The 26,485-nt window shown below is 63.9% G+C and carries 25 protein-coding genes; 18 read left to right on the forward strand and 7 right to left on the reverse strand.

Annotated elements, in window-relative coordinates; translation table 11 throughout:
• Positions 1-621, reverse strand: coding sequence for a hypothetical protein (locus tag ASG57_RS14695; RefSeq protein ID WP_024339634.1), 621 nt, complete (start codon positions 619-621; stop codon positions 1-3).
• 107 nt (positions 622-728) lie between these two features.
• Here ASG57_RS14695 and ASG57_RS14700 point away from each other — a divergent pair, with 107 nt between their 5' ends.
• Positions 729-1,376: a TetR/AcrR family transcriptional regulator gene (locus tag ASG57_RS14700; RefSeq protein ID WP_057196607.1), complete on the forward strand. Its 648-nt coding sequence runs from the start codon at positions 729-731 to the stop codon at positions 1,374-1,376.
• A gap of 201 nt (positions 1,377-1,577) precedes the next feature.
• Positions 1,578-3,290, forward strand: coding sequence for a sulfatase-like hydrolase/transferase (locus ASG57_RS14705; protein ID WP_057196608.1), 1,713 nt, complete (start codon positions 1,578-1,580; stop codon positions 3,288-3,290).
• A 228-nt stretch (positions 3,291-3,518) separates the two neighbouring features.
• Here ASG57_RS14705 and ASG57_RS14710 read toward each other — a convergent pair whose 3' ends face one another.
• From ASG57_RS14710 to ASG57_RS14720, 3 genes are all read right to left on the reverse strand, one after another.
• On the reverse strand, positions 3,519-4,571 hold the full coding sequence (locus ASG57_RS14710) for a Bug family tripartite tricarboxylate transporter substrate binding protein (protein ID WP_082528948.1): 1,053 nt from the start codon (positions 4,569-4,571) through the stop codon (positions 3,519-3,521).
• A gap of 282 nt (positions 4,572-4,853) precedes the next feature.
• A complete protein-coding gene (locus ASG57_RS14715) occupies positions 4,854-6,413 on the reverse strand; it encodes an ABC transporter permease/substrate-binding protein (protein WP_057196610.1) in 1,560 nt (519 codons plus the stop codon).
• The gene (locus ASG57_RS14720) at positions 6,410-7,192 is read right to left on the reverse strand and encodes an ATP-binding cassette domain-containing protein (RefSeq protein WP_024339639.1); all 783 of its coding nucleotides are present in this window, start codon (positions 7,190-7,192) and stop codon (positions 6,410-6,412) included. Before ASG57_RS14720 ends, ASG57_RS14715 begins: the two co-directional genes overlap by 4 nt.
• Before the next feature lie 141 nt (positions 7,193-7,333).
• Here ASG57_RS14720 and ASG57_RS14725 point away from each other — a divergent pair, with 141 nt between their 5' ends.
• The 16 genes from ASG57_RS14725 (at position 7,334) to ASG57_RS14790 (ending at position 22,848) form a co-directional block, all read left to right on the forward strand.
• Positions 7,334-8,149 (forward strand): ABC transporter ATP-binding protein, encoded by an 816-nt coding sequence (locus ASG57_RS14725; protein ID WP_024339640.1) that lies wholly within the window; start codon positions 7,334-7,336, stop codon positions 8,147-8,149.
• A complete protein-coding gene (locus ASG57_RS14730; protein WP_024339641.1) occupies positions 8,149-8,937 on the forward strand; it encodes an ABC transporter permease in 789 nt (262 codons plus the stop codon). The genes ASG57_RS14725 and ASG57_RS14730 overlap by 1 nt, the downstream gene beginning before the upstream one ends.
• A 128-nt stretch (positions 8,938-9,065) precedes the next feature.
• Positions 9,066-10,091, forward strand: coding sequence for an ABC transporter substrate-binding protein (locus tag ASG57_RS14735; RefSeq protein WP_057196611.1), 1,026 nt, complete (start codon positions 9,066-9,068; stop codon positions 10,089-10,091).
• A 29-nt stretch (positions 10,092-10,120) separates the two neighbouring features.
• Positions 10,121-10,825, forward strand: coding sequence for a hypothetical protein (locus ASG57_RS14740; protein WP_057196612.1), 705 nt, complete (start codon positions 10,121-10,123; stop codon positions 10,823-10,825).
• A gap of 95 nt (positions 10,826-10,920) precedes the next feature.
• Positions 10,921-12,231 (forward strand): ABC transporter substrate-binding protein, encoded by a 1,311-nt coding sequence (locus ASG57_RS14745; protein ID WP_057196613.1) that lies wholly within the window; start codon positions 10,921-10,923, stop codon positions 12,229-12,231.
• Positions 12,232-12,246: 15 nt separating this feature from the next.
• A complete protein-coding gene (locus ASG57_RS14750; protein ID WP_024339645.1) occupies positions 12,247-13,014 on the forward strand; it encodes an ABC transporter ATP-binding protein in 768 nt (255 codons plus the stop codon).
• Between the two features lie 3 nt (positions 13,015-13,017).
• Complete coding sequence (locus ASG57_RS14755) at positions 13,018-13,722, forward strand: ABC transporter ATP-binding protein (protein WP_057196614.1); 705 nt, start codon at positions 13,018-13,020, stop codon at positions 13,720-13,722.
• 5 nt (positions 13,723-13,727) lie between these two features.
• On the forward strand, positions 13,728-14,609 hold the full coding sequence (locus ASG57_RS14760; RefSeq protein WP_024339647.1) for a branched-chain amino acid ABC transporter permease: 882 nt from the start codon (positions 13,728-13,730) through the stop codon (positions 14,607-14,609).
• Positions 14,606-15,625 carry a branched-chain amino acid ABC transporter permease gene (locus tag ASG57_RS14765; RefSeq protein ID WP_057196615.1) on the forward strand — a complete coding sequence of 340 codons (1,020 nt, stop codon included), beginning with the start codon at positions 14,606-14,608 and terminating at the stop codon, positions 15,623-15,625. The genes ASG57_RS14760 and ASG57_RS14765 overlap by 4 nt, the downstream gene beginning before the upstream one ends.
• Positions 15,585-16,535, forward strand: coding sequence for a polyphosphate kinase 2 family protein (locus tag ASG57_RS14770; protein WP_057196616.1), 951 nt, complete (start codon positions 15,585-15,587; stop codon positions 16,533-16,535). Before ASG57_RS14765 ends, ASG57_RS14770 begins: the two co-directional genes overlap by 41 nt.
• 298 nt (positions 16,536-16,833) lie before the next feature.
• Complete coding sequence (locus ASG57_RS39650; protein ID WP_283806188.1) at positions 16,834-16,959, forward strand: hypothetical protein; 126 nt, start codon at positions 16,834-16,836, stop codon at positions 16,957-16,959.
• A gap of 523 nt (positions 16,960-17,482) precedes the next feature.
• On the forward strand, positions 17,483-19,810 hold the full coding sequence (locus ASG57_RS14775; protein WP_024339650.1) for a mechanosensitive ion channel domain-containing protein: 2,328 nt from the start codon (positions 17,483-17,485) through the stop codon (positions 19,808-19,810).
• A 163-nt stretch (positions 19,811-19,973) separates the two neighbouring features.
• Entirely contained in the window at positions 19,974-21,626 is a 1,653-nt protein-coding gene (locus ASG57_RS14780) for an NAD-dependent malic enzyme (RefSeq protein WP_502690790.1), read from the forward strand.
• Positions 21,627-21,799: 173 nt separating this feature from the next.
• Positions 21,800-22,342 (forward strand): septal ring lytic transglycosylase RlpA family protein, encoded by a 543-nt coding sequence (locus ASG57_RS14785; RefSeq protein WP_024339652.1) that lies wholly within the window; start codon positions 21,800-21,802, stop codon positions 22,340-22,342.
• A 78-nt stretch (positions 22,343-22,420) separates the two neighbouring features.
• A complete protein-coding gene (locus ASG57_RS38695; RefSeq protein WP_196232372.1) occupies positions 22,421-22,576 on the forward strand; it encodes a hypothetical protein in 156 nt (51 codons plus the stop codon).
• A gap of 62 nt (positions 22,577-22,638) precedes the next feature.
• Positions 22,639-22,848 (forward strand): hypothetical protein, encoded by a 210-nt coding sequence (locus tag ASG57_RS14790; RefSeq protein ID WP_156402687.1) that lies wholly within the window; start codon positions 22,639-22,641, stop codon positions 22,846-22,848.
• A 63-nt stretch (positions 22,849-22,911) separates the two neighbouring features.
• On the opposite strand, the gene ASG57_RS14795 is transcribed toward ASG57_RS14790, so the two are convergent.
• The 3 genes from ASG57_RS14795 to ASG57_RS14805 form a co-directional block, all read right to left on the reverse strand.
• Positions 22,912-23,217 (reverse strand): hypothetical protein, encoded by a 306-nt coding sequence (locus ASG57_RS14795; RefSeq protein ID WP_024339654.1) that lies wholly within the window; start codon positions 23,215-23,217, stop codon positions 22,912-22,914.
• An 86-nt stretch (positions 23,218-23,303) separates the two neighbouring features.
• A complete protein-coding gene (locus tag ASG57_RS14800; protein WP_024339655.1) occupies positions 23,304-23,576 on the reverse strand; it encodes a hypothetical protein in 273 nt (90 codons plus the stop codon).
• A gap of 131 nt (positions 23,577-23,707) precedes the next feature.
• Positions 23,708-26,392, reverse strand: coding sequence for a flavin-containing monooxygenase (locus ASG57_RS14805; RefSeq protein WP_057196619.1), 2,685 nt, complete (start codon positions 26,390-26,392; stop codon positions 23,708-23,710).
• Positions 26,393-26,485: the final 93 nt, after the last annotated feature.

A 26,485-nucleotide genomic window follows, 5' to 3' on the forward strand; every position in this document is an offset into this window, starting at 1 on the left:
TCAGCCCGCCGCCGCGGTTCGTCCGCTCGGGTGGCGGGCCGTCGCGATCATGCGCAGCGTCATCGCGATCAGGAGTGGAAGGAGGAACGCGGCATAGAGCGGCATCGTCGGGACGCGCTTGCCGAACGACACCATGAATTGGAACCAGAGATAATAGCTGCCCACAAGGTGCAGCGCGCGCCAGGCGCGCGGGCCGATCAGCGCGGCGGTGCGGTCCAACGAAGTCACGCTCATGGCAATGATGAAGGCATAGCCGATGCCGCCGAAAACGTAGGAGACGGCTGATGTGGCTTCCGCAAAGCCCGCCGGATCCATCTTGGCGAAGACGACGATCGCCACCGCATGGATGCCATGGGAGACCGCAAAGCTCAAACCGAGATAGCGGCGGTTGCGGCGCTGCCAGCGCGCCCAGACATTGGGCCAGAGCCGCGCAACCGCGGCGGCGCTGAATGCGAGGCAGAACAGCAGCAGCGAGCTTCGCGCCGTGAAGCTGATCACCGTGCGGACACCCTCGACCTCGAATTGCCGCATCGAGGCGATCCATACGCTCAGCGCGATCAGACTCAATGAGAGGGCGGTAAGCAGCCGCCAGCCTTCAATCCAGCTTCGACGTTGCGACATGGACGATTCCTCTTTTTATGTAATCAGCGATTACATATCGGTTGCAGGACCGTCAACGGTGTGATCATTGATTACATTCACGTTCGAGTGAGGCTAAAAGCGGGGCCATGCCCGTCCGTCAACCGTCGAGGCCGTCCGCCGGTCGCACCGCAACGCGGCCGTATCACCACGGCGACCTCCGCCGCGTCCTGATCGAAGCTGCGCTGCAACTTGCAGCCGAGGGGGCCGAGGTCTCGGTCCGTGAGGCCGCGCGCCGGGCAGCTGTGTCGCCCGGAGCGCCGTTCCGGCACTTTCCGACCCGCGATGCGCTGATGGCGGCGGTGGCGGAGGAGGCGCAGCGGCGTTTTCGTGCCGAGATCGAAGCGGCGCTGGCGGAGGTTCGGACCGCCGGTCCGCTCGCTCGTTTCCGAGCCTTTGGCCTTGCTTACCTGTGCTGGGCGATGTGCAATCCCGCACATTTCGAGATCATCTCGACAGGGCGCTATTTCGCCCATGGCAGCTCGCCGGAGCTGACGCGCGACAATGCCGAGCTGATCGCGCTGACGGAGCAGATGCTGGCTGACGCGGCTGCGCAGGGCTTAGTGCGCGCGGCCGACATCAAGCGCATCCAGATCGCCGGCCGGGCCTTGGTCTACGGTTTCGCCCGGATGAATCTGGATGGTCACTTGCCGCGTTGGGGCATCGCGCCGCACGAGATCGAGCAGATGGCCGAAGCGGTGCTCGACCTGTTCATCGTAGGGATCGCAAAGACCTAGCGCGACGACGCTGAGGCCGCCGACCTGCGGCGCTTGGTCGCTCGCTGGGTCGCATCGCGGCGGCGCGTTGCCTGTCCTTGACCATTCCGTTACAGTTTTATGACACGGTGCAGGCTTCCGGTTGCGCCGGACGCCTCGGCTGTTCAACGCGGCCAGACGGCTGGCATCACCGCGCCGGACTTGAAGTTTAGCGTGTCCTTGATGGCGTCCGCGCCCAATCCAGGTCCTTCCGCCACGACTGCCGCGCTCGCGAGCGTTGCCGCACTCGGCATCTGGCGGCTGCTCGCGGTCGCGGCGCCGCATCTGGCGGCGCTTGCGCTGATGTACGAGACCGAGACCGATTTCGGCTCGAGGCTCTCCTTCGCGCTGGCCTGGGGCATCCTCAACTTCTTCTGGATCGCTGTGCTGCGGCGGCCGGCATTATCGGGCGCGCTGTCGCTGACCATGGTCGTCGTGCTCATGCTGCTGTCGCGGCTCAAGCACGACGTCGTGCAGATGACGGTCAACTTCATCGACCTGATGATGATCGATCGCGACTCCGTCGCCTTCCTGTTCACGATCTTTCCGAACTTGCGCTGGTCGGTGATCCTCGCCGGGTTGGTCACCCTGCCGCTGATGTACGCGTTGTGGTGGCTCGATCCATTCCGCATTCGCCGCCTGCCGGCGCTCGCCTGCAAGCTCGCCTGTCTTGCCGCGCTCGTCGGCTATTCACTCTATCATCCGGACGAGGCCTGGCGCGGCTATTACGATGACGGCTACCTCTCAAAATTCTTCCGTTCCGGCGTCACCGCGGTCTCCGACTTCGTCCAATACGGTCTTATGGAAGCCGCTGCCGCGAACAGCGAGCGGCTCAACATGCCCTTGGTCGATGCCTGCCACCCAGCGGGTCGCCGGCCGAACATCATCATGATCCATGATGAATCGAGCTTTGACATCCGCGCCGCCCAGGGGATCAAGGTGCCGCAAGGCTATGGCAGCCACTTCAAATCCTGGGACGGCAAGCAACGCTCATTCCTGGCCGAGACCAATGGCGGGCCCAGCTGGTTCACCGAATACAACGTGCTTGCCGGGCTCTCCTCGCGCTCGTTCGGCCGCTTCGCCTATTTCGTGACGCGGATCGCCTCGAACCGGGTCGAGCGCGGCCTGCCGCTGGCGCTGCGCCGCTGCGGCTACGACACGCTGTCGCTCTATCCTGCCCATGGCGGTTTCATGGGCGCCCGCAGCTTCCAGATGACGACGGGCATCCACCGCTTCCTCGACTCGAAGGATCTCGGCGCCAAGGACGTCGAGCCGGACAGCTTCTTCTACGACAAGGCGCTCCAGCTGATGGGCCAGCAGCCGCCGAACAAGCCGCTGTTCACCTTCATCTATCTCGGCGCCAACCATTTCCCCTGGGAGATGCGCTTCCGCCCCGATCTGCTGCCGAACTGGCGCCCGCCAGGCAACGTGCCGTCCATCGACGAATATTTGCGCCGGCAGGCGATGAGCGCCGAGCAGTACAAGGCGTTCGTTGCGGGACTGAAGAACAAGTTTCCGGGCGAGCCTTTCCTGATCGTGCGTTACGGCGATCACCAGCCGGAATTCGCACCGCAGATCCTCGAGCCCGGGCTCGGCGACGGCGCTCTAGGCAAGAAGCTGGACAATTATGATCCGCGTCTCTACGCAACCTACTATGCGATCGATTCCGTCAACTTCGAGCCGGTAAAGAGCCCGGTCGTGATGGACACGATCGACGGCCCCTATCTGCCGCTGGTGATCCAGGAAGCTGCCGGCATCCCGCTCGATCCGTCCTTCGCCGAGCAGAAGGAGATCATGCTCCGCTGCAAGGGAATATTCTATAGCTGCAAGGACGGCGCGGAGGCGCGACGGCTGAACCGGCTGCTGATCGACGCGGGGATGATCAGGGGGCTCTAGCGCTGGCTCGGTTGCAAGTCATACCACTTCGCGATGCAAAGACGCATGCTGTGCGTCGGTGTGGTGCCCGCGCCGAGGCCTACAGACCAGAAGGCCAGCATCGTCAGCTATCATTCGGATCGCTCGCTCCCGAACTTGACGCCGGGGCGATCTCCTTTCGCTGAATGACGCGGGGTGTCATCGAAGGAAGCCGTGCCGTTGCGGCATAGTCGAGCGCCCATTGATCGATCACTCCGATGGCTTGACCCCGAGATCGCGCAAGATGCGGAGCATCACATCGCTGTCGCGCTTGAAGATGCGATTGGTCGTCTCGAAATCGGCTGGAGAGGACAGTAGAAAGTTGTTCAGCATCTGCTGGACCTTCGGATCGGATCCGGCCTGGATCAACATCGGAGAGAGCTGCTCCACGATCTCCTTTGGCGTGCCGACCGGCACGGCGAAGGTCGTGAACGCGCGCAGCTCATAGAAGTCACCGATAGCACCCTGCTCGGTCATGGTAGGCGTGTCGGGATACGGCGGCAGCCTGCTGCCGACCACGCCGATCAGGTTTCCGGTTCCCGCTTGGATGACGGGTGCTGCTGCGGCATAACTTCCTGCGGCGCCATCCAGCGTCTGTCCCGCAATGTCATTCCACATCGGAGCCTCGCCGCGGTACTGGATGACTTGGAATCGAATGCCGTATTGCTTCGCGATTGTCTCAATGAGGACGTGCGGCGTCGAACCTACGCCGTAGGACCCCCAGTTCAGGCTGCCGGCCTTGTTTGCATATTCGATGAACTCACGAAGATTGGTCGCTCCCGTCTTCTTCGCCGCGACCACCGGACCACCGGCGCCGCTGACCATGGTCAGATAGATGAAGTCCCGTTCAGGATCATAGGGAAGGTCTTTCACCGTAATGCGGTTCTGGATGAGTGACGAAGAGATCGTGCAGAGGATGGTGGTGCCATCCGGCTCTGCGCGTTTTGCTTCAGCCACGCCGATGACGCCGCCGGCGCCGGCCCTGTTTTCGACGATGACCGGCTTTCCCACCAGCCGCGCCAGGTAGTCACCGAAAGCTCGCGCGATGCCGTCCGTCTGACCGCCAGGCGGATATGGCACGACGATACGAAGCGGTCGGGCTGGCCACGCAGTTTGCGCGTGCGCCATTCCGAATGGAGGGCACAACAGTGCCGCTGCACCAGTCATGAACAGTCGCCGTGTCGGCTTTTTCATTTTTCCTGCCCCATAGCGTTTCTGATGTTCTTCTTTGGTCGGCCGCAAGGGGCGAGCAAGCGCAATCATCACTCAACTCGCCACCGAGCTCGGTGAAAAGCTATCACGGCGAGCTCATTCAGGCGACGTTCGCTGAGGTGACATTTCGGCACACAATTGTATCTGCCGGCTTACATGGATATCGAAGGATCGCTGGCTACTCCTCCCAGTACGCGACCAGCTCTACGCAACGAGGCGTCCTTCGGTCCGCGGGCGACCATTCGGCCGCGAACTCGATCTTGCGGTGCATCAGGCGGCCGATCAAAGCCTTGTCGATGCTTGGTCGGTTCCGCCAGCCGGAATTGTCGTGCCCTAACGCTGCTTCACCGTCTCCCATAGCCATTTCGCCACCGCATCCGGAGACGAGTTTGCGTCGTTGCCGCTGGCGCGTAAATTTGCCTCCCGCATGGTGGCGATGCCGATCTTGCCGAGCAGCGGCTTGAGCGCCGCTTGCAATCGCTCGTCACCGGCGCGTTTCGGTGCGAGCAGCAGGATCGCGTCGTAAGGCGGGATCGCCTGCCTGGGATCATCGAGCGTGGTGAGATCGTATTTCGCGATCAGTCCGTCGCTGGTGTAGCCCGCGATGACGTCGACCTCGCCACTGGCAATTGCGGCATACATGAAATCGGGTTGCATCTGGCGCTGCGCGCGGAACGAGAGGCCATAGGCCTTTTGCAGCGCGGCCCATTCCGGCCGGGAGAAGAACTCATAGTCGCCGGCAATCGACATGCTCGGTGCGTGCGCGGCGAGATCAGCGATGGTGCGGATGCCGAGTGAATCGGCGCGCTGCCTCGGCATCACCAATGCATAGGCATTCTCGAAACCGAGTTCGCCGAGCAGAGTGATCTTGTCGCGGGCGAGAGCGGTCTTCAACTCCGCGAGCAGCTCCGTGCGCGGTCTGATGTCGGCGCGATGCAGCTGGTTGGCCCAAAGCGTGCCGGAATAGTCGACATAGAGATCGATGTCGCCGGCCTTCAGCGCCTCAAAGATCACGCTGGAGCCGAGACCCGATCGCACCGTCGCGGACAGGCCGGCGACCTGGAGGCGGTCCTTGAGCAGCGCCGACAACACATATTGCTCGGCGAAGGTCTTGGCGCCGACGACGTAACCCTGCGAGGAGCGCCCCATCGCCGGCACCAGCGTTGCGGCGACGAGGGCAGCGATGCCGACGCAGCCGAGCGCTGCTCGCAGACGGTTGCGATGACGCAGGCCTCGCTCGATCAGACCGAGCAGCTGATCGACCGCGAGCGCCAGCAGTGCCGAGGCAAAGCAGCCGAACAGCACGAACACCCAGTTCTGGGTCTGAAGCCCCGCAAAGATGTAATTGCCGAGGCTGGTTTGCCCAATCGGGGTCGACAGCGTTGCGGTGCCGATCACCCAGACTGCGGCGGTACGGATGCCGGCCATCATCACCGGCAGCGCCAGCGGCAGCTCGACCATGAGGAGCGACTGCCGTGCAGTCATGCCGACGCCCTTCGCGGCCTCGATCAGCGCGGGATCGATGCCGTTGAGCCCGGTGATGCCGTTGCGCAACACGGGCAGCATCGAATAGAGCGCCAGCGCCAGCATCGTCGGCAGGAAACCGAATGCGGAGAACGAAACACCGAACCACGCCAGTGTGACGGACGCCGCAGCGAGCAATAGCGGATAGAACAGCGCAAGCATCGCCAGCCCGGGCACGGTCTGCACGATGCTGGCGAACGCGAGCAGCATGCCACGCGGCGCCGGGCGGTTGCGCGTCAGGATCGCCAGGGGCAGGCTGACCACAAGGCCGAGCGCCAGGGCGGCGAGGCTCACCCGCACATGATTGCCGAGATAATCGGGCAGATGCGCCAGCGCCTCGCCCCAGCGTGGATCGGCGAGAAGACTCATGCACACCCGCTTTCCGGCAGCAAGGCATTCAGCCGCTCGACCTGGCGCCGCGGCGTGCGGAGCAGCTCCGTCACGTACGCATCGCCGCTCTTGGTCAGCTCCTTGGGCGTGCCCTGCGCGAGAAGCTTTCCAGCGCGCATCACGGCGATTCGGTCGGCGAGCAAAATCGCCTCGGTCATGTCATGGGTGATCATCACGCTTGTAAGGCCGAGCTTGCGATGCAGCGACCGGTAGTCGTCGCCGAGGGCGTCACGCGTGAGGGGATCGAGCGCTCCGAAGGGCTCATCCATGAGGACGATGCGAGGCCTTGCCGCAAGCGCCCGCGCAACGCCGACGCGCTGGCGTTGGCCCCCCGAGAGCGCTTCCGGCAACCGGTCGCGATGCGCAGCACGGTCGAGCTGCACCAGCTCCAGCAGCTCGTCGACGCGTGCAGAGATGTTCGCCGTCGGCATGCCCAGCAGCTTTGGCGTGATGCCGATATTGTCCGCGACACTCAAATGCGGAAACAGCCCGCCGCTCTGGAACACGTAGCCGATCCGTCGCCGCAACGCGACCGGATCAACGTTGCTCACGTTGCGACCTTCGACGGTGATGTTGCCGCCGTCGGCTTCGATCAGCCGGTTGGCGAGGCGCAGCAGCGTGGTCTTGCCCGACCCCGAGCCGCCAACGATCACCATAAACTCGCCCTCCGCGATGTCGAGCGACACGTCATCGACGGCCTTAAGTCGACCGAAGCATTTAACGACGTGTCGGTAGCTGATCGCCAGCTTGGCGGGCATCGATTTTAGACTCGCTTTTATCCGACCCTGGAGGGGGAAAGGGTGAGGGGGCGGCAAGCTCCATGCGTAGCACGCTTGGCCCGTTGATTGAACTTGGCGACGCAAGCGGCTATGGCATCGGGCTGAACTTGGAGGGAATACATGACGCCCACCGCAGTGGCGCTGGAAGATGCCAAGGTTGCATTCCGCCTCGGGGACGGGCGGGTCTATACGGCGGTCGAGCAGGCCCATCTCACGGTCGACCAGGGCGAGTTCGTGGCTATCGTCGGTCCGACAGGCTGTGGCAAATCGACATTGCTCAACGTTGCCGCGGGGCTCCTCAAGCCCGCTGCCGGCAGCGTCAGGATATTCGACCGGCCGCTGGCCGGACTGAACCGGGATGCCGGATATCTATTCCAGGCCGATGCGCTGTTCCCCTGGAAGACGGCGCTCGACAATGTCGCGATCGGGCTTGAAATCAAGGGCACGCCGCGCGCAGAGGCGCTGCCGCGGGCCCAAAAATGGCTGACCTCGGTCGGCCTCGGCGCCTTTGGGGGCCGCTATCCGCACATGCTTTCCGGCGGACAGCGCAAGCGCGTGGCGCTGGCGCAGGTGCTGATCCGCGATCCAAAGATCCTGCTGATGGATGAGCCGTTCGGGCCGCTGGATGCGCAGACGCGCCAGGTCATGGGCAACCTGCTGCTCGACTTGTGGAATGCCGACCGCAAGGCGGTGCTGTTCGTGACTCATGATCTGGAAGAGGCGATCGCGCTCGCCGATCGCGTCGTAATCATGTCGGCCGGGCCGTCCTCGCGCATCATCGGCGACTGGCGCGTAAGCCTGCCGCGTCCGCGCGACATCTTCGAGGTGCGGCTCGACAAGGAGTTCCACGCTCTCCATCGTGAGATCTGGAGCGTGCTCAAGGACGAGGTCATGAAGGGCTACGCCCAGTCCACCAACGCGGCGGAGGCGGTCTGATGTCGCGCGCGACGCTCCTTGCTTTGCAGATTCTCGTCGCCGTCATCGGCATCGTGCTGTGGCAGGTGCTGACGACCGTTCCCCTCTTCGGCAAGATCCTGTTGCCGCCGTTCTTTTTCTCCAACCCGTTCGACGTGTTCAGTCAGATCGTGAAGTGGTTCTCGACCGGCGTGATCTGGAAACATCTCGGCATCACCCTGGCGGAATCGATCCTCGCCTTCGTAATCGGGTCGGTCGGCGGCGTGCTGGTCGGCTTCTGGTTCGCGCGACAGCCGCTGGTCGCGGCCGTGTTCGATCCCTACGTGAAGATGGTCAACGCTCTGCCGCGCGTCGTGCTGGCGCCGATCTTCGCGCTGTGGCTCGGTCTCGGCATCTGGTCCAAGGTCGCGCTCGGTGTGACGTTGGTGTTCTTCATCGTCTTCTTCAACGTCTATCAAGGCGTCAAGGAAGTCAGCCGCACCGTGCTCGACAATGGCCGCATGCTCGGCATGAGCGAGCGGCAATTGATGCAGCACGTCTATTGGCCTTCGGCGTTGTCCTGGATGTTCTCCTCGCTGCACACCTCGGTCGGCTTCGCCGTGGTCGGTGCGGTCGTCGGCGAGTATCTGGGATCGGCTGCCGGGCTCGGCTATCTCATTCAGCAGGCCGAGGGCATCTTCGACGTTGCCGGTGTCTTTGCCGGCATGTTCGTGCTGTCGGCGTTCGTCATCCTGATCGACTTTGGCGTCACGCTGGTCGAGCGGAGACTGCTGGTGTGGCGCCCGACCGCGGCGGACGGGCGAGGGTAGGCGCCAAGTCTGTTCGATTGCGCCGCTGCGATCCGAGGTGCGTCCGGCTGGGGGCCGGGCCGCTGCGGGCGGCGCTTCTCAAGCCCGTCCCGCTGCTCTATGGTGCGGCCGGCCGAACGGAGGAACCAATGAAGAAGACGATTGCCAGGCTCGCCGGCGTGCTGCTTGCGCTGACGCTCACCACCGCGCTTGCCGCGGCGCAAAGCAAGGTGACCATCGCGATCGGCGGCGGCTCCTGTCTGTGCTATTTGCCAACCGTGCTGGCCAAGCAGCTTGGCGAGTACGAGAAGGCCGGCCTCAACGTCGAGCTCGTGGACCTCAAGGGCGGCTCGGATGCACTGAAGGCCGTGCTCGGCGGCAGTGCCGACGTGGTCTCCGGCTATTTCGATCATTGCGTCAATCTCGCCGCCAAGAAGCAGGAACTGCAGTCCTTCGTGGTCTATGACCGCTATCCCGGCCTCGTGCTGGTGGTCGCGCCCTCGCGAACCAACGAGATCAAGTCGGTCAAGGACCTCGCCGGCAAGAAGGTCGGTGTGAGTGCTCCCGGCTCCTCCACCGACTTCTTCCTGAAATACATGCTCAAGAAGAATGGGCTCGATCCCACCAACGTCGCCGTGATCGGCGTCGGCCTCGGTGCCACCGCGGTCGCCGCCATGCAGCAGGGCCAGATCGACGCGGCGGTGATGCTCGATCCCTCCGTCACCGTGCTTCAGGGCAACCACAAGGATCTGCGCATTCTCTCGGACACCCGGACCCAGAAGGATACGATCGAGACTTTCGGCGGCGAATATCCGGGCGGCGCGCTCTATTCGACCGCGGCCTGGATCAATGGTCATGAGAAGGAGGCGCAGGCGCTCACCAATGCGATCCTCGCCACGCTAGCGTGGATCCATTCACATTCGCCCGAGGAGATCATGGCGAAGATGCCGGAGGAAACGGTCGGCAAGAACAAGGATCTCTATCTTGCCGCGCTGAAGAACACGATCCCGATGTATTCCGAGACCGGGAAGATGGACCCGAAGGGCGCGGAGGCCGTGCTCGCGGTGTTCAGCGTCGGCTCGCCCGAGGTCGCGAACGCCAAGATCGACCTCAGCAAGACCTTCACCAACAGATTCGTCGATCAGGCCAAGAAGACGACGGGGAATGCCAAGTAGCCGACGCGAAGGCCTGGAAACCAAGCGTCATGACGTCACCTGTCATTCATCGCGTTGCGACGCTTGATCTTGCCGTGCGGCCGATCGCGTGGTCGTTCGCGGAGGAGCGTCGCACCGAGATCGCGACGCATTTCGCCGAGAAGCAGCGTGAGCGGCCGAAGATCTGGAACGGCCGCGTCTTGCTTGGCCGCGATCCCGTGTTTGCGGGTGACCATTTCGCTGCGACCTATTTCGAGACCGATTTCGCGAGCTTCCTCGCTTGGCGCGACTGGGGCTTTCCCGGCCCTGCCGTGTTCAACGGTTTTGGCATGGGCGCGCTGCGCGCGTCCGATGGTGCGTTCATCATGGGCGAAATGGCGCCCCACACCGCCAATGCGGGTCGCATCTATTTTCCCTCCGGCACGCCGGATCTCGACGACGTCAGGGACGGCGTGCTCGACATCCCCGGCAGCGTCATCCGCGAACTCGGCGAGGAAACCGGCCTGACCACGACCGACTATCGGATCGAGCCGGGGTGGCACTGTGTGGTGACCGGCCCGACGATTGCGATGCTACAGGTCATCAATCTGGACATGCCGGGCGATGAGGCCCGCGCCCGGATCGAAGCCAATCTCGCGCGCGAGGCCGAACCGGAGCTGTCGGCCATCCATCTCGTGCGCGCGACGAGTGATCTCAGGCCGTCCATGCCGCGATTTGTCACGGCCTTTGTCGAGCAGCAGTTTGCTGCGCGCTGATGCGTGAGGCTTGACATCGCCTCGCGCAGCCCATGTGATGGGCAAAAAAGAATTTGCACCAAGAATGCAATGCACAATCGTCCAGGGAGGTTTTGATGCGCCTGCGCATGGCTGCCCGTTTGGTACGTGGGCTGTTTGTCGCGATTGCCGCGACGGGCTTGGCGGTGTCCGCCGAGGCCCAAGAGAAGAAGCTCAAGATCGGCGTCATCTATGATCTGACCGGCCCGCTCGCCGGCGGTGGCTCGGAGCTGCAATATACCGGCGCCAGGATCATGCTGGATCAGTACAGCGCGAAGGACGTCGAGGGCTACAAGATCGAGGCGATCTATGCCGATGCTCAGAGCAAGCCGGATGTCGCCATCAACGAAGCGATCCGCCTGATCGAGCAGGAAAAGGTCGACATGCTGCTCGGCTTCTTTTCCTCGGCGCAGTGCGTGCCGGTGGCCGCGCGCGTCGAGCAGCTGAAGAAGTTCATGTGGATCACGACCTGCATTTCGTCGGCCGTGCTGGAGAACAAGAACTACAAGTACGTGTTTCGCCCGCAGGCCTCCGGCGATCAGTTCGGGCTGATGACGATGGACTTCATCGCGCAGAACACGAAGGAAAAGTTCGGCAAGGATCCGAAGGACCTGCGGATCGCCATCATCCATGAGGACGGCGCCTACGGCGTCGACGTTGCCAAAGGCAATGAGGCCGGTGCCAAGAAGGCCGGCTTCAACATCGTGCTCAGGGAAGGCTATTCGGCGACCGCCCCGGATTTGTCTGCGCTGGTCACCAAGCTGAAGCGGGCCAAGCCGGATGTGATCTTCCACACCGGCTACAATCCGGACATCACCCTGCTGCTCCGGCAGGCCCGCGAACAGGGGCTGAAGTTCGGCGCATTGGTGGGGCATGGCGCCGGCTACGGGGTCTATGAGAAGCTGAAGGAGGGCCTGGGCGCCGATGTAAACTACGTCTTCAACACCGACCCGATCTCGATCTGGCTCGCCAACCAGAAGAGTATGGATCCGAAGCTGCCGCCGATCATCAAGGCGGTTGGCGAGGAGTTCGACAAGCGCAAGCCGGGCATCGCCATCCGCTCGGCCCATGTCGGCATGGCTGCATCCAACACCTACTTGTTCCTGACCGACGTGTTGCCCCGAGCGATCAAGAAATATGGCGGGATAGATCCCGACTCCCTGCGGAAGGCCGCACTCGACACCGACATACCCGAAGGCGGCACCATGCTGGGCTTCGGCGTCAAATTTCACGGCGAGGGCTCGCCAATGGCCGGCCAGAACGAGCGCTCGTTCCCCGTCGTGATCCAGTACGTCGACGACAAGTCCTATGTGGTGTGGCCCAAGAGCCAGGCGCAGCGCGAGGCCGTGCTGCCGCTGCCGAAGGGCACCACCTATAGTAACCAGTAGCGGCGGAGAGCGGCGGTGCTGGAGGTGAACGGGCTGGTGAAGCGGTTCGGCGGCTTCACCGCCGTGAACAACGTGTCGTTCAAGGTCGAGCAGGGCGAGATCCTCGGCCTGATCGGCCCCAACGGCTCGGGCAAGAGCACGATCTTCAACATGCTTTCCGGCACGCTGGCTCCGACATCAGGTTCGATCCTGTTCGCCGGGCATGAGATCGCTGGCCTTGCGCCGCACCGGATCATCAATAGCGGCATCGGCCGCACCTTCCAGATCCCGCGGCCCTTCCGCCGCTTGACCATCTTCGAGAATGTCGCGCTGGCCGGCTTCTACGGCCAGGGCCGCCATAGCCGGGCCAAGGCGGAGGAGGCGGCGGAGCGGTCGCTGGCGATGGTCGGCCTGCCGACTGACCGCCATGCCAGCGTCGATGGGCTCGGCGCGGCCGGCCTGAAGAAGCTCGAGCTTGCGAAAGCGCTCGCCACCGCGCCGAAATTGTTGCTCGCCGACGAGAGCCTCGGCGGGCTCGACGAGGCCGAAATGGATCAAGCGGCCGACATGCTGCGCAACATACGCGATGAGCTCGGCATCACCATCATCTGGGTCGAGCACATCATGGGTGTGTTGATGCGCGTCGTGGACCGCGTGATGGTGCTCGACCACGGCGAGAAGATCTCGGAGGGACTGCCGAGTGCCGTTGCGGGCGATCCCCGCGTCATCGAGGTCTATCTCGGCACCGATGCCGAGACCACGCAGGCCGCGGCGGCCGAAGCGCGCCGCCGGGCGGGAGGCTAGCCGATGCTGGAGCTCCGCGGCGTCAATGCCGGTTATGGCACCTTCCAGGCGCTGTTCGACGTCGATCTCGACGTCAGGGCCGGGGAGGCGGTCGGCGTCATCGGCCCCAATGGCGCCGGCAAGACGACCTTGATGCGCGTGATCTCCGGCCTGATCCGGCCTTCGCGCGGCTCGATCAAGATGGAAGGCATCGACCTCATCGCGACACCGTCGCACAAGATCGTCAGCCTCGGCATCGCGCATGTACCGGAGAACCGCCGGCTGTTTCCGCAGCTCTCGGTCGACGACAATCTCAAGATGGGCGCCTTCATGAAGGAGGCACGTGGGCATTATGCCGAGCGCCTCGAGGCCGTGTTCGACCTGTTTCCACGCCTGAAGGAGCGGCGACACCAGATGGCCGGCACCATGTCCGGCGGCGAGCAGCAGATGTGCGCGATCGGCCGCGCGATGATGTCCAATCCGAAGCTGCTGCTGCTCGACGAACCCTCGGCAGGGCTGGCGCCGGTCGTGGTGCAGCAGGTGTTCGAACTGGTGAAGCGGATTCGCGCCAGCGGGCTGACCGTGCTGATCGTCGAGCAGAACGTGCAACAGGTGCTGAAGGTCGTCGACCGCGCCTATCTGATCGAGGCGGGTACGATCCGCGCGTCCGGCAGTGCGGCCGAGATGCTGGCGAGCGACACGGTCAAGGAAGCGTATCTCGGGGTGTGAAGGGCATGCAGGCATTTCTGGAGGTCTTCGACATCTACCTGCTGGAGGCCGTGATCAACGGCATTCTCCTCGGCGGCGTTCTGGCGCTGCTTGCGCTCGGCCTCAACCTGATCTTTGGCGTCATCGACGTCACCTGGATCTGCTACGCCGAGCTGGTGATGATCGGCATGTACGGCATGTATTTCATGGTGCAGTATTACGGCGTCAGCTATTTCGTCGCCGCCCCGCTGACCATCCTACTTGTCGCGGTGCTTGGCGCAGCGCTGCACTATCTCGTGATCGCGCCGCTGCTGACCGCGCCGCCCATCAATCAGCTGCTTGCCACCGGCGGCGTGCTGTTCGTGCTCCAGAGCTTTGCCACCGTGGCCTTCGGGATCGACTTCCGCAATCTCGGCATCCGTCTGCCGGTGCTCGCCTTCGGCGACATGAATTTCAGCTATGCACGGCTGCTGTCCTTTGCCGCCGCGCTGGTCGGCATGGTTGCGGTCTATCTGTTCATGACGCGCACCTTCACCGGCACCGCCATCCGCGCCATCTCGCAGGACCGCCAGATCATGGCGCTGATGGGCGTCGACACCAGGCGGATCTATCTCATCACCTCCGCCCTCGGTGGCGCACTCGCCGGACTCGCCGCGTGCCTGCTGGTGCTGCAATACGACGTGCATCCCTTCGTCGGCCTCTCGTTCGGACCGATCACCTTCCTGATCTGCGTGCTCGGGGGCCTTGGCAATTTCATCGGCGGCTTCATCGCCGCTTTCGTGTTCGCCGAGATCATCTCGCTCGGCGGCCTGTTCTCCGACCTTGAATGGGGCTATGTGCTCGCCTTTGCCTTCTTCATCGTCATGATGTTCATCCGGCCCGCGGGCCTCTTGGCGAGGCGCCGATGATCGGGCAGGGGCGGCTTGCAGCATGGGGCATAGGACTGGCCGCGCTGGTCGCTCTGCCCTTCGTCTATCGCGATCCCTATCATCTGCACATCCTGGTGCTGATCCTGATCTGGTCGTTCGCCTACACCTCCTGGTCGATGATGGGGCGGTTCGGCCTCGTCTCGCTCGGGCATGGCGGCTTCATGGGGATCGGCGCCTATGTCACCGCCTTGCTGTGGAATCATCTGGGCCTGTCCCCCTGGATCGGCATTCCCATCAGCATGGTCGCGGCCGGCGTGCTGGCGCTGATCGTCGGATATCCCTGCTTCCGCTTCCGCATCACCGGGCACTATTTCGTGCTGGTGACCCTGGCGCTCTCCGGTATCGTGCTCCAGGTCATCACCGCGACCCGTGACTACACCGGCGGCTCGCTGGGCTACACGCCGAACCGGACCTCAGGCAACAAGCTGCTGGCGCTGCAGTTCGACGACAAGACCACCTGGTACCTGATCGCGCTCGGGGTCTGGCTGTTCGGCATCGTGGTCTGGCACTGGGTCGACCGCAGCATGGCCCGCTACGCGCTGGAGGCGATCTCGGAGGACGAGGACGCCGCCGCCGCGGCCGGCGTCGACGTCACCGCCGAGAAGCTGAAGATCACGCTGCTCAGCGCGTTGATGACGGCGCTCGCCGGCGCGATCTACTGCCAGTACCAGATGTTCATCACGCCGGACACGGTCAGCGGCATCGCGGTGTCGCTGCAGATGGTGTTTGCGGCCATCGTCGGCGGCCTGTTCGTCTCGCTCGGCCCGACCGTCGGCGCCATCATCACAATTCTGCTGGCGGAGAGCTTGCGTATCGGCTTCGGCACCAAGGCGGTCGGCTGGGACAACCTCGTCTACGGCGTTCTGCTCGTCCTTTTCATCATATTCCTTCCCAAGGGCATCCTTGGTAGCTTGCTCGACCGATTGAAGCCGCAACGCAAGGTGCCCCGCGCTCATGAGCAAGAAGCCGTCCAGATCGCTCGCCCAGGAACTTGACCGCTACATCACCCCGTTCCGCTACGACGGGTCGGGCAAGTTTCACCTCAAGGACCACAAGACCGACGAGAAGGGCGATCTCGACAAGGAGAAGGCGCTGGCGATCCTCGACGCCAACAAGCAGCGGCTCATCGAATTTCAGGAAAAGCTCTACGCGCAGGACCGCTGGTCGCTCCTGATCGTTTTCCAGGCCATGGACGCCGGCGGCAAGGACTCTGCGATCAAGGCAATCTTCGAGGGGATCAATCCGCAAGGCTGCGAGGTCCATGCCTTCAAGGCGCCGAGCAGCAAGGAGCTCGATCATGACTTCCTCTGGCGCCATATGATCGCGCTGCCCGAGCGTGGGCGTATCGGCATCTTCAACCGCTCGCATTACGAGGAATGCCTGGTGACGCGCGTGCACCCGGAGATTCTCGCCAAGGAGAAGCTGCCGCCGAAGCTCGTCACCAAAAACATCTGGAAGGAACGATTTGAGGACATCTCCGCCTTCGAGCGCTATCTCTGCCGCAACGGCACCGTGGTGCTGAAGTTCTTCCTCAACGTCTCCAAGGAAGAGCAGCGCGAGCGCTTCCTCGAACGGCTGGAGAACCCGGCCAAGCAGTGGAAGTTCTCCATGGACGACATCAGGGAGCGCGCGCTGTGGCCGCGCTACCAGGCCGTCTATCAGGATATCGTCCGCCACACGGCGACACAGCATGCGCCATGGTATGTCGTGCCGGCCGACCACAAATGGTTTGCGCGTGTCGTGATCGGCTCCGTGATCAACGCGGCGCTCGAAAAACTCGACTTGCGTTTTCCTCGCGCCGACAAGGCCTCGCTGGAGGAGTTCGAGCAGGTGCGCAAGGCACTCGAGAAGGAAGAAAGGAAGGGCAACATGGAAAAACCTCGAAAACAACCCCATGCACAGTAGACCGCGATAGCAAAATCAATGGCTTGACGGTCGCGTCGAGGAATTGCTGGTTTTGCGAAGAGAATTTGCGTCGTCGGGCAAAACAGGGGTAGGGTGTTATCGTTGTCCCCGCTCGTACCGCGGCATCACCACGAACATCGACTTCGGCCGCCGTAGCGAAGACATCGACATTGTCGGTGCCGTCGACCCTCCTGGTGGACGTGCGGCGGACTCTGAGCGAACGCTGATCCGGTGACGAGAGCACCGAAGATGGCGACGCAAAACGGTCCTATCATTTCTTGCTTCCCGGGAAAGAACGATGACGGCAGAGACGGTCTCTTCGGTGGAAACGCTGCCTTCAGGGATGATTGGCGAGGCCGTTCCGTCGCGGAACGAAACGGAACGCGTCTTCAAATGTGATCTCAAGGCCTTTGATCCCGCTTGACAGTTTTGTGTCGCGGGAGGACCATGCCGATGGTCGCAAACAAGCGACGCGCAACGTCCACCTCATGAGCAAGGGGAGGTCTATGACGCCACCTCCGCAAATCCAGCCGCGTTAATTGCGATGGAGCTCGTTCGGACTATCGCATAGCGGCAGCAACCGCGAACGGCACGCCGGGATCAGGTTTAGCGGGCTGCATCAGTGAGGCAAAGCCCCTACCTTCCCGGCGCTGTATTTTATAGGCGCATCGATGGTGCCCGATGGCTGTGGCGGGCGTATCGTTTGACGTCCTGTCTTTTCCTTCATCCGTTTCCTGCATCGAGGATTCTCACGCGCAGAGTCCGGTGGCGCTTAGCTGACGCCGCCACTGCCGACCTGCACTGCGGCAAATGCCTAGAGAATGTCCTCTCGAAGGCCAACTTCCGACACAGGGCCGGGGCGAATAGCCGCAATCCGACATGACGCATGCGCTTCGGCGGTAACGGTCCCGCCGCCGCCGGCGCATTCGTTTTTCCAAGGAATCCTCGTGGCGCACAAGCTGGCCGCGGCGCTCTTCGCCGCTCTCTTCCTCACGATTCCATCTCTCTCCGATGCGCGTGCCGAGCCGCCTGCGGCGGCGAACAGCACCGTCACACTGTCGGCCGACGAGGCGAAGCGCGCGCTCGAAACCCTGCAGGACGACAAGAAGCGCGGGCAGATGATCGACACGCTCCGCGCGATCGCCAATGCGTCCGGTCCGCAGCTCTCCGCGCCCGAGCCGAAATCGCCGATCCCCCTCGCGGCCGACGGGCTCGGCGCACAGCTCCTGCTCACGGTGTCGGAGGAGATCGGTGCGATCTCGAGCGAGATCGCCAGCGTGGCGCGGACGCTCACGCATTTCCCGGCATTCTATTACTGGATCATGCGAACCGCGAACGATCCCGCGGCCCACAACCTCCTGCTCGAGATCGCATGGAAGCTGGCACTGGTGTTCGGCTCCGCCTTCTGCGCGGAATGGGCGATCGTCCGCCTGATCCGGCGTCCGGTCGCGTTCCTGGAAGCACGCGTACCACAGAGCCCGCGCTTGCCGGTGCAGGTGCTGCCCATCGCCGATCCTCCGTCCTCAGTGACCGCTGTCACCCCCGCGCCCGAACTGCAGAAGCGCCGTCACAATCTCGCGCGCATGTGGCAGGTCGTGGTGCGGCTGCCCCTGGTGCTGGGACGTCTCGCGCTCGAACTGATCCCCGTGTTCACCTTTGCAGGCGTCGCTACGGCGCTGCTCGGGACCGAGATTGGCGAGCCCACAACTGTCCGCCTCGTCATCCTCGCAGTCATTAACGCCTATGCGTTCTCGCGTGGGTTGATCTGCATGGTCCGGGCGCTGGCAGGGCCGTTCGGCCTGCTTCCGGTGCGTGCGGAGACCGCCGCCTACATCGAGATATGGGCCCGCCGCATCGTCGGTGTCGGCGTTTCCGGCATCGCCTTCGCCAATGTGGCGCTGCTGCTCGGCTTGCACCGCGCCGGCTACGCCGCGCTGCTGCGCATGGCGATGCTGGTCGTGCATCTGTTCGTCGTCATCATCATCCTGCAATGCCGTCGCCAGGTCGCCGAAGCCATTCGCGCCCCTGCCGAGCGGCAGGGGATTGCAGCCCGCTTGCGCAATCGCGTCGCCGGCGGCTGGCATTACCTTGCCATCGCGCTCGACATCGCGCTGTGGGCAGTATGGGCACTGAACATCCGCAACGGCTATTCGCTTCTGCTGCAATACTTCGTCGGCACCATTGCGGTGGCGCTGGTCACGCGTGTCGTCACCATGGTGACGCTGAGCCTGATCGACCGTGGCTTCCGCATCACGCCGGATATCCTCCAGCGCTTTCCGGGCCTCGAGATCCGGGCCAACCGCTATCTGCCGCTGCTGCGCAAGATCATGTCTGGCGTGATCGCCTTCATCGGCTTCGTCGCCGTGCTCGAAGTCTGGGGCGTGGACGCCATCGTCTGGTTCTACGGCGGCCAGATCGGCAGCCGGCTGATCTCGGCCGTGGTGACGATCGGCCTCGCCGTGTTCGTTGCGGCCGCGATCTGGGAAGCCAGCAATGCGCTCCTGGATCGTCAGATCAATACGCTGTCCCGGGACGGTCATTATGCCCGTGCCGCGCGCCTACGCACCTTCCAGCCGATGCTGCGTACCGCGCTGCTCTGCCTGATTGCCACGGTTGTCGGCCTCACAGCGCTGAGCGAGATCGGCGTCAATGTCGCGCCGCTCCTGGCGGGCGCCGGCATCGTCGGCATAGCGATCGGCTTCGGTTCGCAAAAGCTGGTGCAGGATCTCATCACCGGCCTTTTCCTGCTGCTGGAGAACACCGTGCAGGTCGGTGACAATGTCAGCGTGTCGGGCTTGTCAGGCGTGGTCGAGAACGTCTCGATCCGCACCATTCGCCTGCGCGCCGGTGACGGCGCCATCCACATCGTACCGTTCAGCGCGGTCACGACCATCACCAATGCCAGCCGGGGTGCCGGCAATGCCTCGGTCAGCGTCAACGTCGCCTACAAGGAGGATACCGACCGCGCGGGTCAGATCCTCAAGGACATCGTCGACGAGATGCGGCGTGAACCGGATTTCCGGGCCTTGATTCGTGGCGATCTCGAGCTGTGGGGCGTCGACAAGGTCGACGGCGCGATGGTGTCGATCGTCGGCCAGATCCGCTGCACCGATGCCGGTCGCTGGCCGGTCCAGCGCGAATTCAACCGGCGCATGAAGCTGCGTTTCCAGCAGAACGGTATCGAGGTCGCATCCGCCACCCAGACCATCCTGATGCACGTCGTGCCCCCGATGGACAGCGCGGCCCATCTCACGCCGCGGCGGGCGGCCGGATAGCGGCGTCCCTGCGTTAACCCTCTCGCGCGCAATGGCCAGTCGATTTCGACAGCCTCGCTGCGGTGCGAGATCACAGGCGACCCCAAGTCTCTCCGTCCTTGATCTGGATGGACCGCTGGCCGACAATGTCTGCGGTTCAATGAGAAGCTCCTTGGGGGAATTCGTGAATAGACCTGCCCGGGTCGTTGCCCGCTCGACGTCGTCCAATCCGCCGCAAGGCATGACTCTGCTGCGCGATCCCTTGCTCAACAAGGGGACTGCCTTCACAGAAGCGGAACGCGAGAGGCTCGGCCTGCGCGGCCTCCTGCCGCCGTGCGTGCTGACGATGGAGACGCAGGCTCAGCGCGTGCTCACCAATCTGCGCACGCTGCCGACCGACCTCGAAAAATACGTCGCATTGAACGCGCTGCATGACCGCAACGAGGCGTTGTTCTTCCGCGTCGTGGTCGACCATATCGACGAGATCCAGCCGATCATCTACACGCCGACGGTCGGGCTTGCCTGCCAGAAATACGGCCTGATCTTCCAGCGCCCGCGAGGGATGTTCATCTCCTCGCGCGATCGCGGCCAGATCGCGGACATTCTGAAGAACTGGCCCTATCAGGCCAAGCTCATCGTCGTTACCGACGGCGAGCGCATTCTGGGCCTCGGCGACCTGGGTGCCAACGGCATGGGGATTCCGGTCGGCAAGCTTTCGCTCTATTCGGCCTGCGCCGGCGTGCATCCGGAAGCATGCCTGCCGATCGTGCTCGACGTCGGCACCAACAACGAAGAGCTCCTGAGCGATCCCTATTATCTCGGCCTGCGTGAGCGGCGGTTGACGGGCGAGGCCTATGACAGCTTCGTCGACGAATTCATTCAGGCCGCTCGCAAGACCTTTCCGGGCGTGCTGATCCAGTTCGAGGATTTCGCCAACCATTCGGCGTTCAAGCTGCTGCACAAATATCGCGACGAAGCCTGCGTCTTCAACGACGATATCCAGGGCACCGCTGCGGTGGCGCTCGCCGGTCTGTTCTCGGCCTTGCGCATCTCCGGGGGCAAGCTCAAAGACCAGCGCATCCTCTTCCTCGGTGCGGGCGAGGCGGCGACCGGCATCGCCGACCTCGTGGTCTCGGCCATGATGGCGGAGGGGGCTTCCGAGGCGGACGCGCTCCGGCGCAACTGGCTGGTGGATTCCCGCGGCCTCGTGGTCGGCGGCCGTGATGGCCTGTCCGGCCACAAGCTGCGCTATGCCCATGCCGGGCAGGCGCCGATCGCCGACTTTCTCACCGCGATCAAGACGCTGAAGCCCACGGCGATCATCGGCGTCGCTGCCGTCGGCGGCGCCTTCACGCCCGAGGTGCTCAAGACCATGGCCGAGCTCAACGAGCAGCCGATCGTGTTCGCTCTCTCCAACCCGACGTCGAAGGCCGAATGCTCGGCGGAGGATGCCTATCGCTACACCGAGGGCCGCGCATTGTTCGCCTGCGGCAGCCCGTACGACCCGGTGAAGCTCAATGGCCGCAGCTTCGTGCCGCGCCAGGGCAACAACTCCTACATCTTCCCCGGCGTTGGACTCGGCGTCATCGCCAGTGGCTCGCGCCTCGTCACCGACGAAATGTTCATGGCGGCGGCCCATGCGCTTGCTGACTGCGTCGGCAAGGACGACCTCGCGCAAGGCAGCCTCTATCCGGCACTGCCGCGCATCCGCGAGGTCTCGATCCGCATCGCCGCAGCCGTCGCAGACGTCGCCTATCAGCGCGGGCTTGCGGACGGACCGGCCCCCAATGACGTCAAGGCCCTGGTCCAATCCCAGATGTACGAGCCGCATTACTGAGGATGCCGCAACGGGCGGTCACCTCCGGGTGGCCTGTCCCTTTTCGGCACAGGCCAGTGTGGTGGAATCGTCACAGCAGGCGCGAAACGGCGGCGGCCCTAGAGCCGCTTTTGTTCCGACAAGGTTCTGCCCTCATTGCCCACCGAAAATCCCGGCCGTTCGGAGGGCGTACCATGTCTTGCATTGCACGTACCGAAAGTGCCCGGATCTCCGTCGCAACCTCGTGCCGGCTGCTGCTCGCCATCGCCGGCGCCGCCTCGCTCGCAGCCTGTGCGCAAGCGCCGGTCGGCCGTCAGAAGGCCGATCTCGCCGCTACGGGCCGACACGCCGCGGTGGAGCGCCCGCACAGGGTGGCGGCGCTGCATCCCCGGCCGATCAGCCGGGCGCGCGCTCCAGCCGATGATGCAAAGCAGGCGGCCTCGCATGGCGTGGCCAGCTTCTATTCGGATACCCAGACCGCGAGCGGCGAAAAGTTCGACAGGAACGAGCTGACCGCCGCGCATCCCACCTTGCCGTTCGGCACCAAGCTGCGCGTCACCGATACCTCTTCCGGGCGCTTCGTGACCGTGCGAGTCAACGATCGTGGGCCGTATGTGCGCGGGCGCGTGGTCGACGTTTCGCCTTCCGCGGCCGAGGCGCTCGGCATGGTCGACAAGGGCATCACCAATGTCAGGCTCGAGGTCGTGCAATTGGGCGCGACCAGTCGAGGCCGATGAGGGCGCGGTTAACCGGGTGTTAGCGGCTATTGAGCACCATGGCTGCCCACGTTAATTGGGGATCTGGGGAGCCGGCGTTTGAACACGATCAAGTATCTCGAAGATCAGGCCGCGCGTGCCGAGCGGCTCGCCAAACGGATCACGGATACGTCGACGATCGAGAAGCTCCTGACTTTCGCGGGCGAGCGCCGCCGCGAGATCGAGGCCATCGCCGGCAAGCATCGCAGCGCCTGAAGCGCGAACTGACCTCGTCGAATTGCCACCGCACCTTGAGCATCATCCGGCTCGGAAGCGCTTTGCGTTTTTCGATCTGGTTCTATTTCCTGCGTTCCATGCGGCTATCGCATCCGCCCTCGTTCCAAAGCGCGGAACTTCTCTTTTGCTCCGGCGTCATGACAGTGTTTGAAGAGGAGGACATCATGGGTCTTGGACGAGGTGCTTTGCTTTGGATGCTTGGCGTGCCGCTGCCGATCGTGCTGCTGCTGGCGCTGTTCTGGAACAACTGACGTGCCTACACGAAAAGCGCCGCGGAAGCGGCGTTTTTTGCTGGTGCGATCGGCGCAACGAAATCAGCTGTGGTTCTCGACGAAGTCGCTGAGATAGTCGGGCAGCGTCACGCCATCGATGTCGCAGCGTGCCTTGATCTCGCCGGCCACATCGCTCGAGATGTCCTTCATCCAATGCTCGAGCGTGTTGAACGAAATTACCTTGATGGGATCGTTGAAGCAGCCGGCCACGAGCTCGCCGATTGTGGCCTCGAGATCGCTGCGCTCGACACGGACCTCGGTCGACCGGTCGAGGCGATCGATTACCACGAACAAGGTCTGGTCTGCGCCATAGGGCACGACCGGAATGGGCACGCCAGCTTCAAGCATCCTGAGGCACTCGCGACTTGGCTTCCGATCCCTGACAACGGGAAAATCCGGATGAAAGTTCCTGTCCGCGTGCTTGTGAAAGGCCGTCAGAGAAATTCTCTCAGGCGCGACAGCTCGATGATGTGCTCTGGCATGAGGATTTCGGTGACGAGCGGTGGCTGCGCGACGGTGCGGATTTCATAGAGGTGTCGGGTTGCCGCCGGCTTCGCCATGAAAGCCGAGATGCAATCGTCGAGGGTGCCTTCGATGACCTCGTAAGGCTCCCGGTCCGGCCGCCGCTGGTTGGCCAGCGAGGGCCATTTATGCAGCGTTGCTGGCGCGCCGAAATCGACCTTGGAATCCCCGACCACGCCGCCCATCGCCTCGCCTCACGCAAACGACGACCCCAGCACACCGATTGGCGTGCCGGGGCCTACGCACCTGTCGCTCTATCTCGATGCCACGATCAAACGCGGCGGCCGGGAAAAGGTTCCCGGCCAATCGTCTGCCGTCAGCTGGCGGCCGCCGCGATCCTCAGTCCCGGGCTGGTGTGGCTCTTGCTGTTCTCGTCCTGGCTGAGCTCCGGCGGCAGACCGGCGAAGCGCCGCAGGGCCCTGGCCATCTGTGCCCGGCCCGGCGCACCTGTTATCACCACGTCCACCATCGCGAACGATGAGTGGAAATGACCCCGAGCCTTGAGCTGTTCGACCGGGACGCTGGCAGCTTCCATCGCCTCCGCATAGGCGACGCCCTCGTCCCGCAGCGGATCGAACTCGCAGGTAACCACGAAGGCCGGGGGCAGGCCGGCGACCTTGCCTCGTAGCGGCGAGACGCGCGGATCGATGCGGTCGGCCGGCGAGCAGTACAGGTCCCAGAACCAGTACATCAGGGAGCGCGTCAGGAAGTAGCCGGTCGCATTGTCGTTGTAGGACGGCCGGTCGAAGCTGCAGTCGGTGACCGGGCAGACCAGAAGCTGGCCGGCGATCGCGGGCCCGCCGCGGTCGCGCGCGAGCTGGCAGGTGACGGCGGCGATATTGCCGCCGGCACTCCAGCCGGCGACCAGCACCGGGCACGTACTGCCGCCGAGCTCGGCGGCGTGCTCGGCGATCCAGCGCGTCGCCGCGTAGCCGTCCTCGGCGGCGGTCGGGAAGCGATGCTCCGGCGCGTGGCGATAGCCGACGCTGACGAACATCATGCCGGTCCGCCGCACCATGTCGCGGCAGAACGGCTCGTCCGACTGCTCGTCCCCAAGCACCCAGCCGCCGCCATGGAAATAGACCACGACCGGATGCGGCCCGGGCGTTGCCGGCTTGTAGACGCGATAGGGCAGCGCGCCGTCGGCAACAGGCAGCGTGCCGTCGACGATGTCGCCGATCGGTCGCCCGGCGGGGCGGCTCTTGTTGAACTCGTTCACGAAGGCACGGGCGCCTTCCGCGCCCATCGACTCGATCGGCGGCAGGTTCAGCGAGGCGAGCAGGTTCAGCACCAGCCTCACATCCGGCTGGAGACGCACGACCTCGCCGTCGTTGCATTGCACGGCCCCGCCCGGTCCGGTGAGCTTGAAGCCGAGCATGCCGCGGCTGACCACCTCGTCGCAGATGCTGCGATAGGGACCGACGCCGCCGGTATAAGGCATCAGGCCCTGCACCTTGCCGGGCACGTTGGCGCCCGTGTACCAGGTGTTGGCGAGCCGGTGCAGCGTCAGCATCGAGCAGTCGGCCATGTGCCGGCCCCAGCCGGCCTGCGCTGTCTCGGTCGGCTCGATCGTGGTGAAGCCGGCATCGCGCAGCGACGCCAGGCGATCGACCACCCAGTCGACATGCTGCTCGATCGACACCGCCATGTTCGACAGCACCGATGGACTGCCCGGGCCAGTGATCATGAAGAAGTTCGGAAAACCCTCGACCGTGAGGCCGAGATAGGTCTGCGGCCCCTGCGCCCAGACGTCGGAGAGCGACTTGCCGCCACGCCCGGTGATCGGATGCACGGCGCGGATCGCGCCGGTCATGGCGTCGAAGCCGGTCGCGAAGACGATGACGTCGAGGTCGACGCTGCGCCTGGCCGTGGTGATGCCGCCTGCAGTGATCGCCTTGATCGGCTCCTGGCGCAGATTGACCAGCGTGACGTTCGGCCGGTTGTAGGTCGCGTAGTAGTTCGTCTCGAGGCAGGGACGCTTTGCGCCGAACGGATGATCATCCGGCATGAGCGCAGCGGCAGTCTCGGGATCCCTGACCGCGGCGCGGATTTTCTCGCGAATGAGGTCCTGAACGATCTTGTTGCCGTCGAGGTCAACCGCCTGGTCGGCCCACAGCTGCGTCAGGATGTGGACGAGGTCGCCCGCTGCCCAGGCGCGTTCGAACCGCTCGCGACGCTCGGCATCGCTCAATTGCCAGCTCACGACGGTCTGCTGCGGGTAGGGCACGCCGGCCATCGATTGGCGCGCCTGCTCGCGATAGGCCGCACGGTCGCCTTGCAGCAGGCTCATGCGGTCCGCAGGCGCCGGACCGTTATGCGCCGGTAATGCGAAATTCGGCGTGCGCTGGAACACGGTCAGATGCGCGGCCTGCTCGGCGATCAGCGGGATCGACTGGATGGCCGAGGAGCCCGTGCCGATCACGGCGACGCGTTTTCCCGCCAGGTTGACGCCGTCATGAGGCCAGCGTCCCGTGAAATAGACCTCGCCCTTGAAATCCTTGACGCCGTCGATCTCCGGCGGCTTCGGCGCCGAAAGGCAGCCGGTGGCCATGACGTAGTGGCGGCAGGAGACCGGCGCGCCGTTGTCGGTCGTGATGAGCCAGCGCTCGGATGCATCGTCCCATCTGGCCTCGGTGACCTTGGTCTTGAAGCGAATGTCGCGCCTGAGGTCATACCGGTCGGCGACGAAGCCGAGATAGCGCAGGATCTCCGGCTGGGTCGCGTATTTCTCCGACCAGGTCCAGGCCCTGTCGAGTTCCGGATCGAACGTGTAGCTGTAGTCGATCGTCTGGATATCGCAGCGCGCGCCCGGATAGCGGTTCCAATACCAGGTGCCGCCGACATCGTCGGCCTCGTCCAGGCCGACCGCCGAGAAGCCGGCCTTGCGCAGGCGATGCAGGAGATAGAGGCCGGAAAAGCCGGCGCCGACCACGGCGACATCGACTTGCTGAGCGGTTCCGCGCTCATCGGAGGCACGTGTGGCAACCATTGCGTCAGGCATGGCATTCCTCCCTTATGTTTTGTTTTGCCGGCAGGCTATCGCCGCAGGTTCAGCTTGTCATCAGAGCAAGTGCAATCCTCGGTGGTCGTTTGC

Origin of the sequence: Bradyrhizobium sp. Leaf396 (genome assembly GCF_001424605.1) — a bacterium.
GTDB classification, from domain to species: Bacteria; Pseudomonadota; Alphaproteobacteria; order Rhizobiales; family Xanthobacteraceae; genus Bradyrhizobium; species Bradyrhizobium japonicum_C.

Coding starts and splice junctions, on each gene's coding strand:
- ASG57_RS14795 (WP_024339654.1), bottom strand. CDS start 23,217: ATGCTTGAAGCTGGCGTGCCCATTCCGGTCGTGCCCTATGGCGCAGAC.
- ASG57_RS14715 (WP_057196610.1), bottom strand. CDS start 6,413: ATGAGTCTTCTCGCCGATCCACGCTGGGGCGAGGCGCTGGCGCATCTG.
- ASG57_RS14720 (WP_024339639.1), bottom strand. CDS start 7,192: ATGCCCGCCAAGCTGGCGATCAGCTACCGACACGTCGTTAAATGCTTC.
- ASG57_RS14765 (WP_057196615.1), top strand. CDS start 14,606: ATGATCGGGCAGGGGCGGCTTGCAGCATGGGGCATAGGACTGGCCGCG.
- ASG57_RS14740 (WP_057196612.1), top strand. CDS start 10,121: ATGACGTCACCTGTCATTCATCGCGTTGCGACGCTTGATCTTGCCGTG.
- ASG57_RS14745 (WP_057196613.1), top strand. CDS start 10,921: ATGCGCCTGCGCATGGCTGCCCGTTTGGTACGTGGGCTGTTTGTCGCG.
- ASG57_RS14755 (WP_057196614.1), top strand. CDS start 13,018: ATGCTGGAGCTCCGCGGCGTCAATGCCGGTTATGGCACCTTCCAGGCG.
- ASG57_RS14760 (WP_024339647.1), top strand. CDS start 13,728: ATGCAGGCATTTCTGGAGGTCTTCGACATCTACCTGCTGGAGGCCGTG.
- ASG57_RS14735 (WP_057196611.1), top strand. CDS start 9,066: ATGAAGAAGACGATTGCCAGGCTCGCCGGCGTGCTGCTTGCGCTGACG.
- ASG57_RS39650 (WP_283806188.1), top strand. CDS start 16,834: ATGACGGCAGAGACGGTCTCTTCGGTGGAAACGCTGCCTTCAGGGATG.
- ASG57_RS14725 (WP_024339640.1), top strand. CDS start 7,334: ATGACGCCCACCGCAGTGGCGCTGGAAGATGCCAAGGTTGCATTCCGC.
- ASG57_RS14800 (WP_024339655.1), bottom strand. CDS start 23,576: ATGGGCGGCGTGGTCGGGGATTCCAAGGTCGATTTCGGCGCGCCAGCA.
- ASG57_RS14695 (WP_024339634.1), bottom strand. CDS start 621: ATGTCGCAACGTCGAAGCTGGATTGAAGGCTGGCGGCTGCTTACCGCC.
- ASG57_RS14730 (WP_024339641.1), top strand. CDS start 8,149: ATGTCGCGCGCGACGCTCCTTGCTTTGCAGATTCTCGTCGCCGTCATC.
- ASG57_RS14710 (WP_082528948.1), bottom strand. CDS start 4,571: ATGATTGCGCTTGCTCGCCCCTTGCGGCCGACCAAAGAAGAACATCAG.
- ASG57_RS14700 (WP_057196607.1), top strand. CDS start 729: ATGCCCGTCCGTCAACCGTCGAGGCCGTCCGCCGGTCGCACCGCAACG.
- ASG57_RS14770 (WP_057196616.1), top strand. CDS start 15,585: ATGAGCAAGAAGCCGTCCAGATCGCTCGCCCAGGAACTTGACCGCTAC.
- ASG57_RS14705 (WP_057196608.1), top strand. CDS start 1,578: ATGGCGTCCGCGCCCAATCCAGGTCCTTCCGCCACGACTGCCGCGCTC.
- ASG57_RS14785 (WP_024339652.1), top strand. CDS start 21,800: ATGTCTTGCATTGCACGTACCGAAAGTGCCCGGATCTCCGTCGCAACC.
- ASG57_RS14805 (WP_057196619.1), bottom strand. CDS start 26,392: ATGCCTGACGCAATGGTTGCCACACGTGCCTCCGATGAGCGCGGAACC.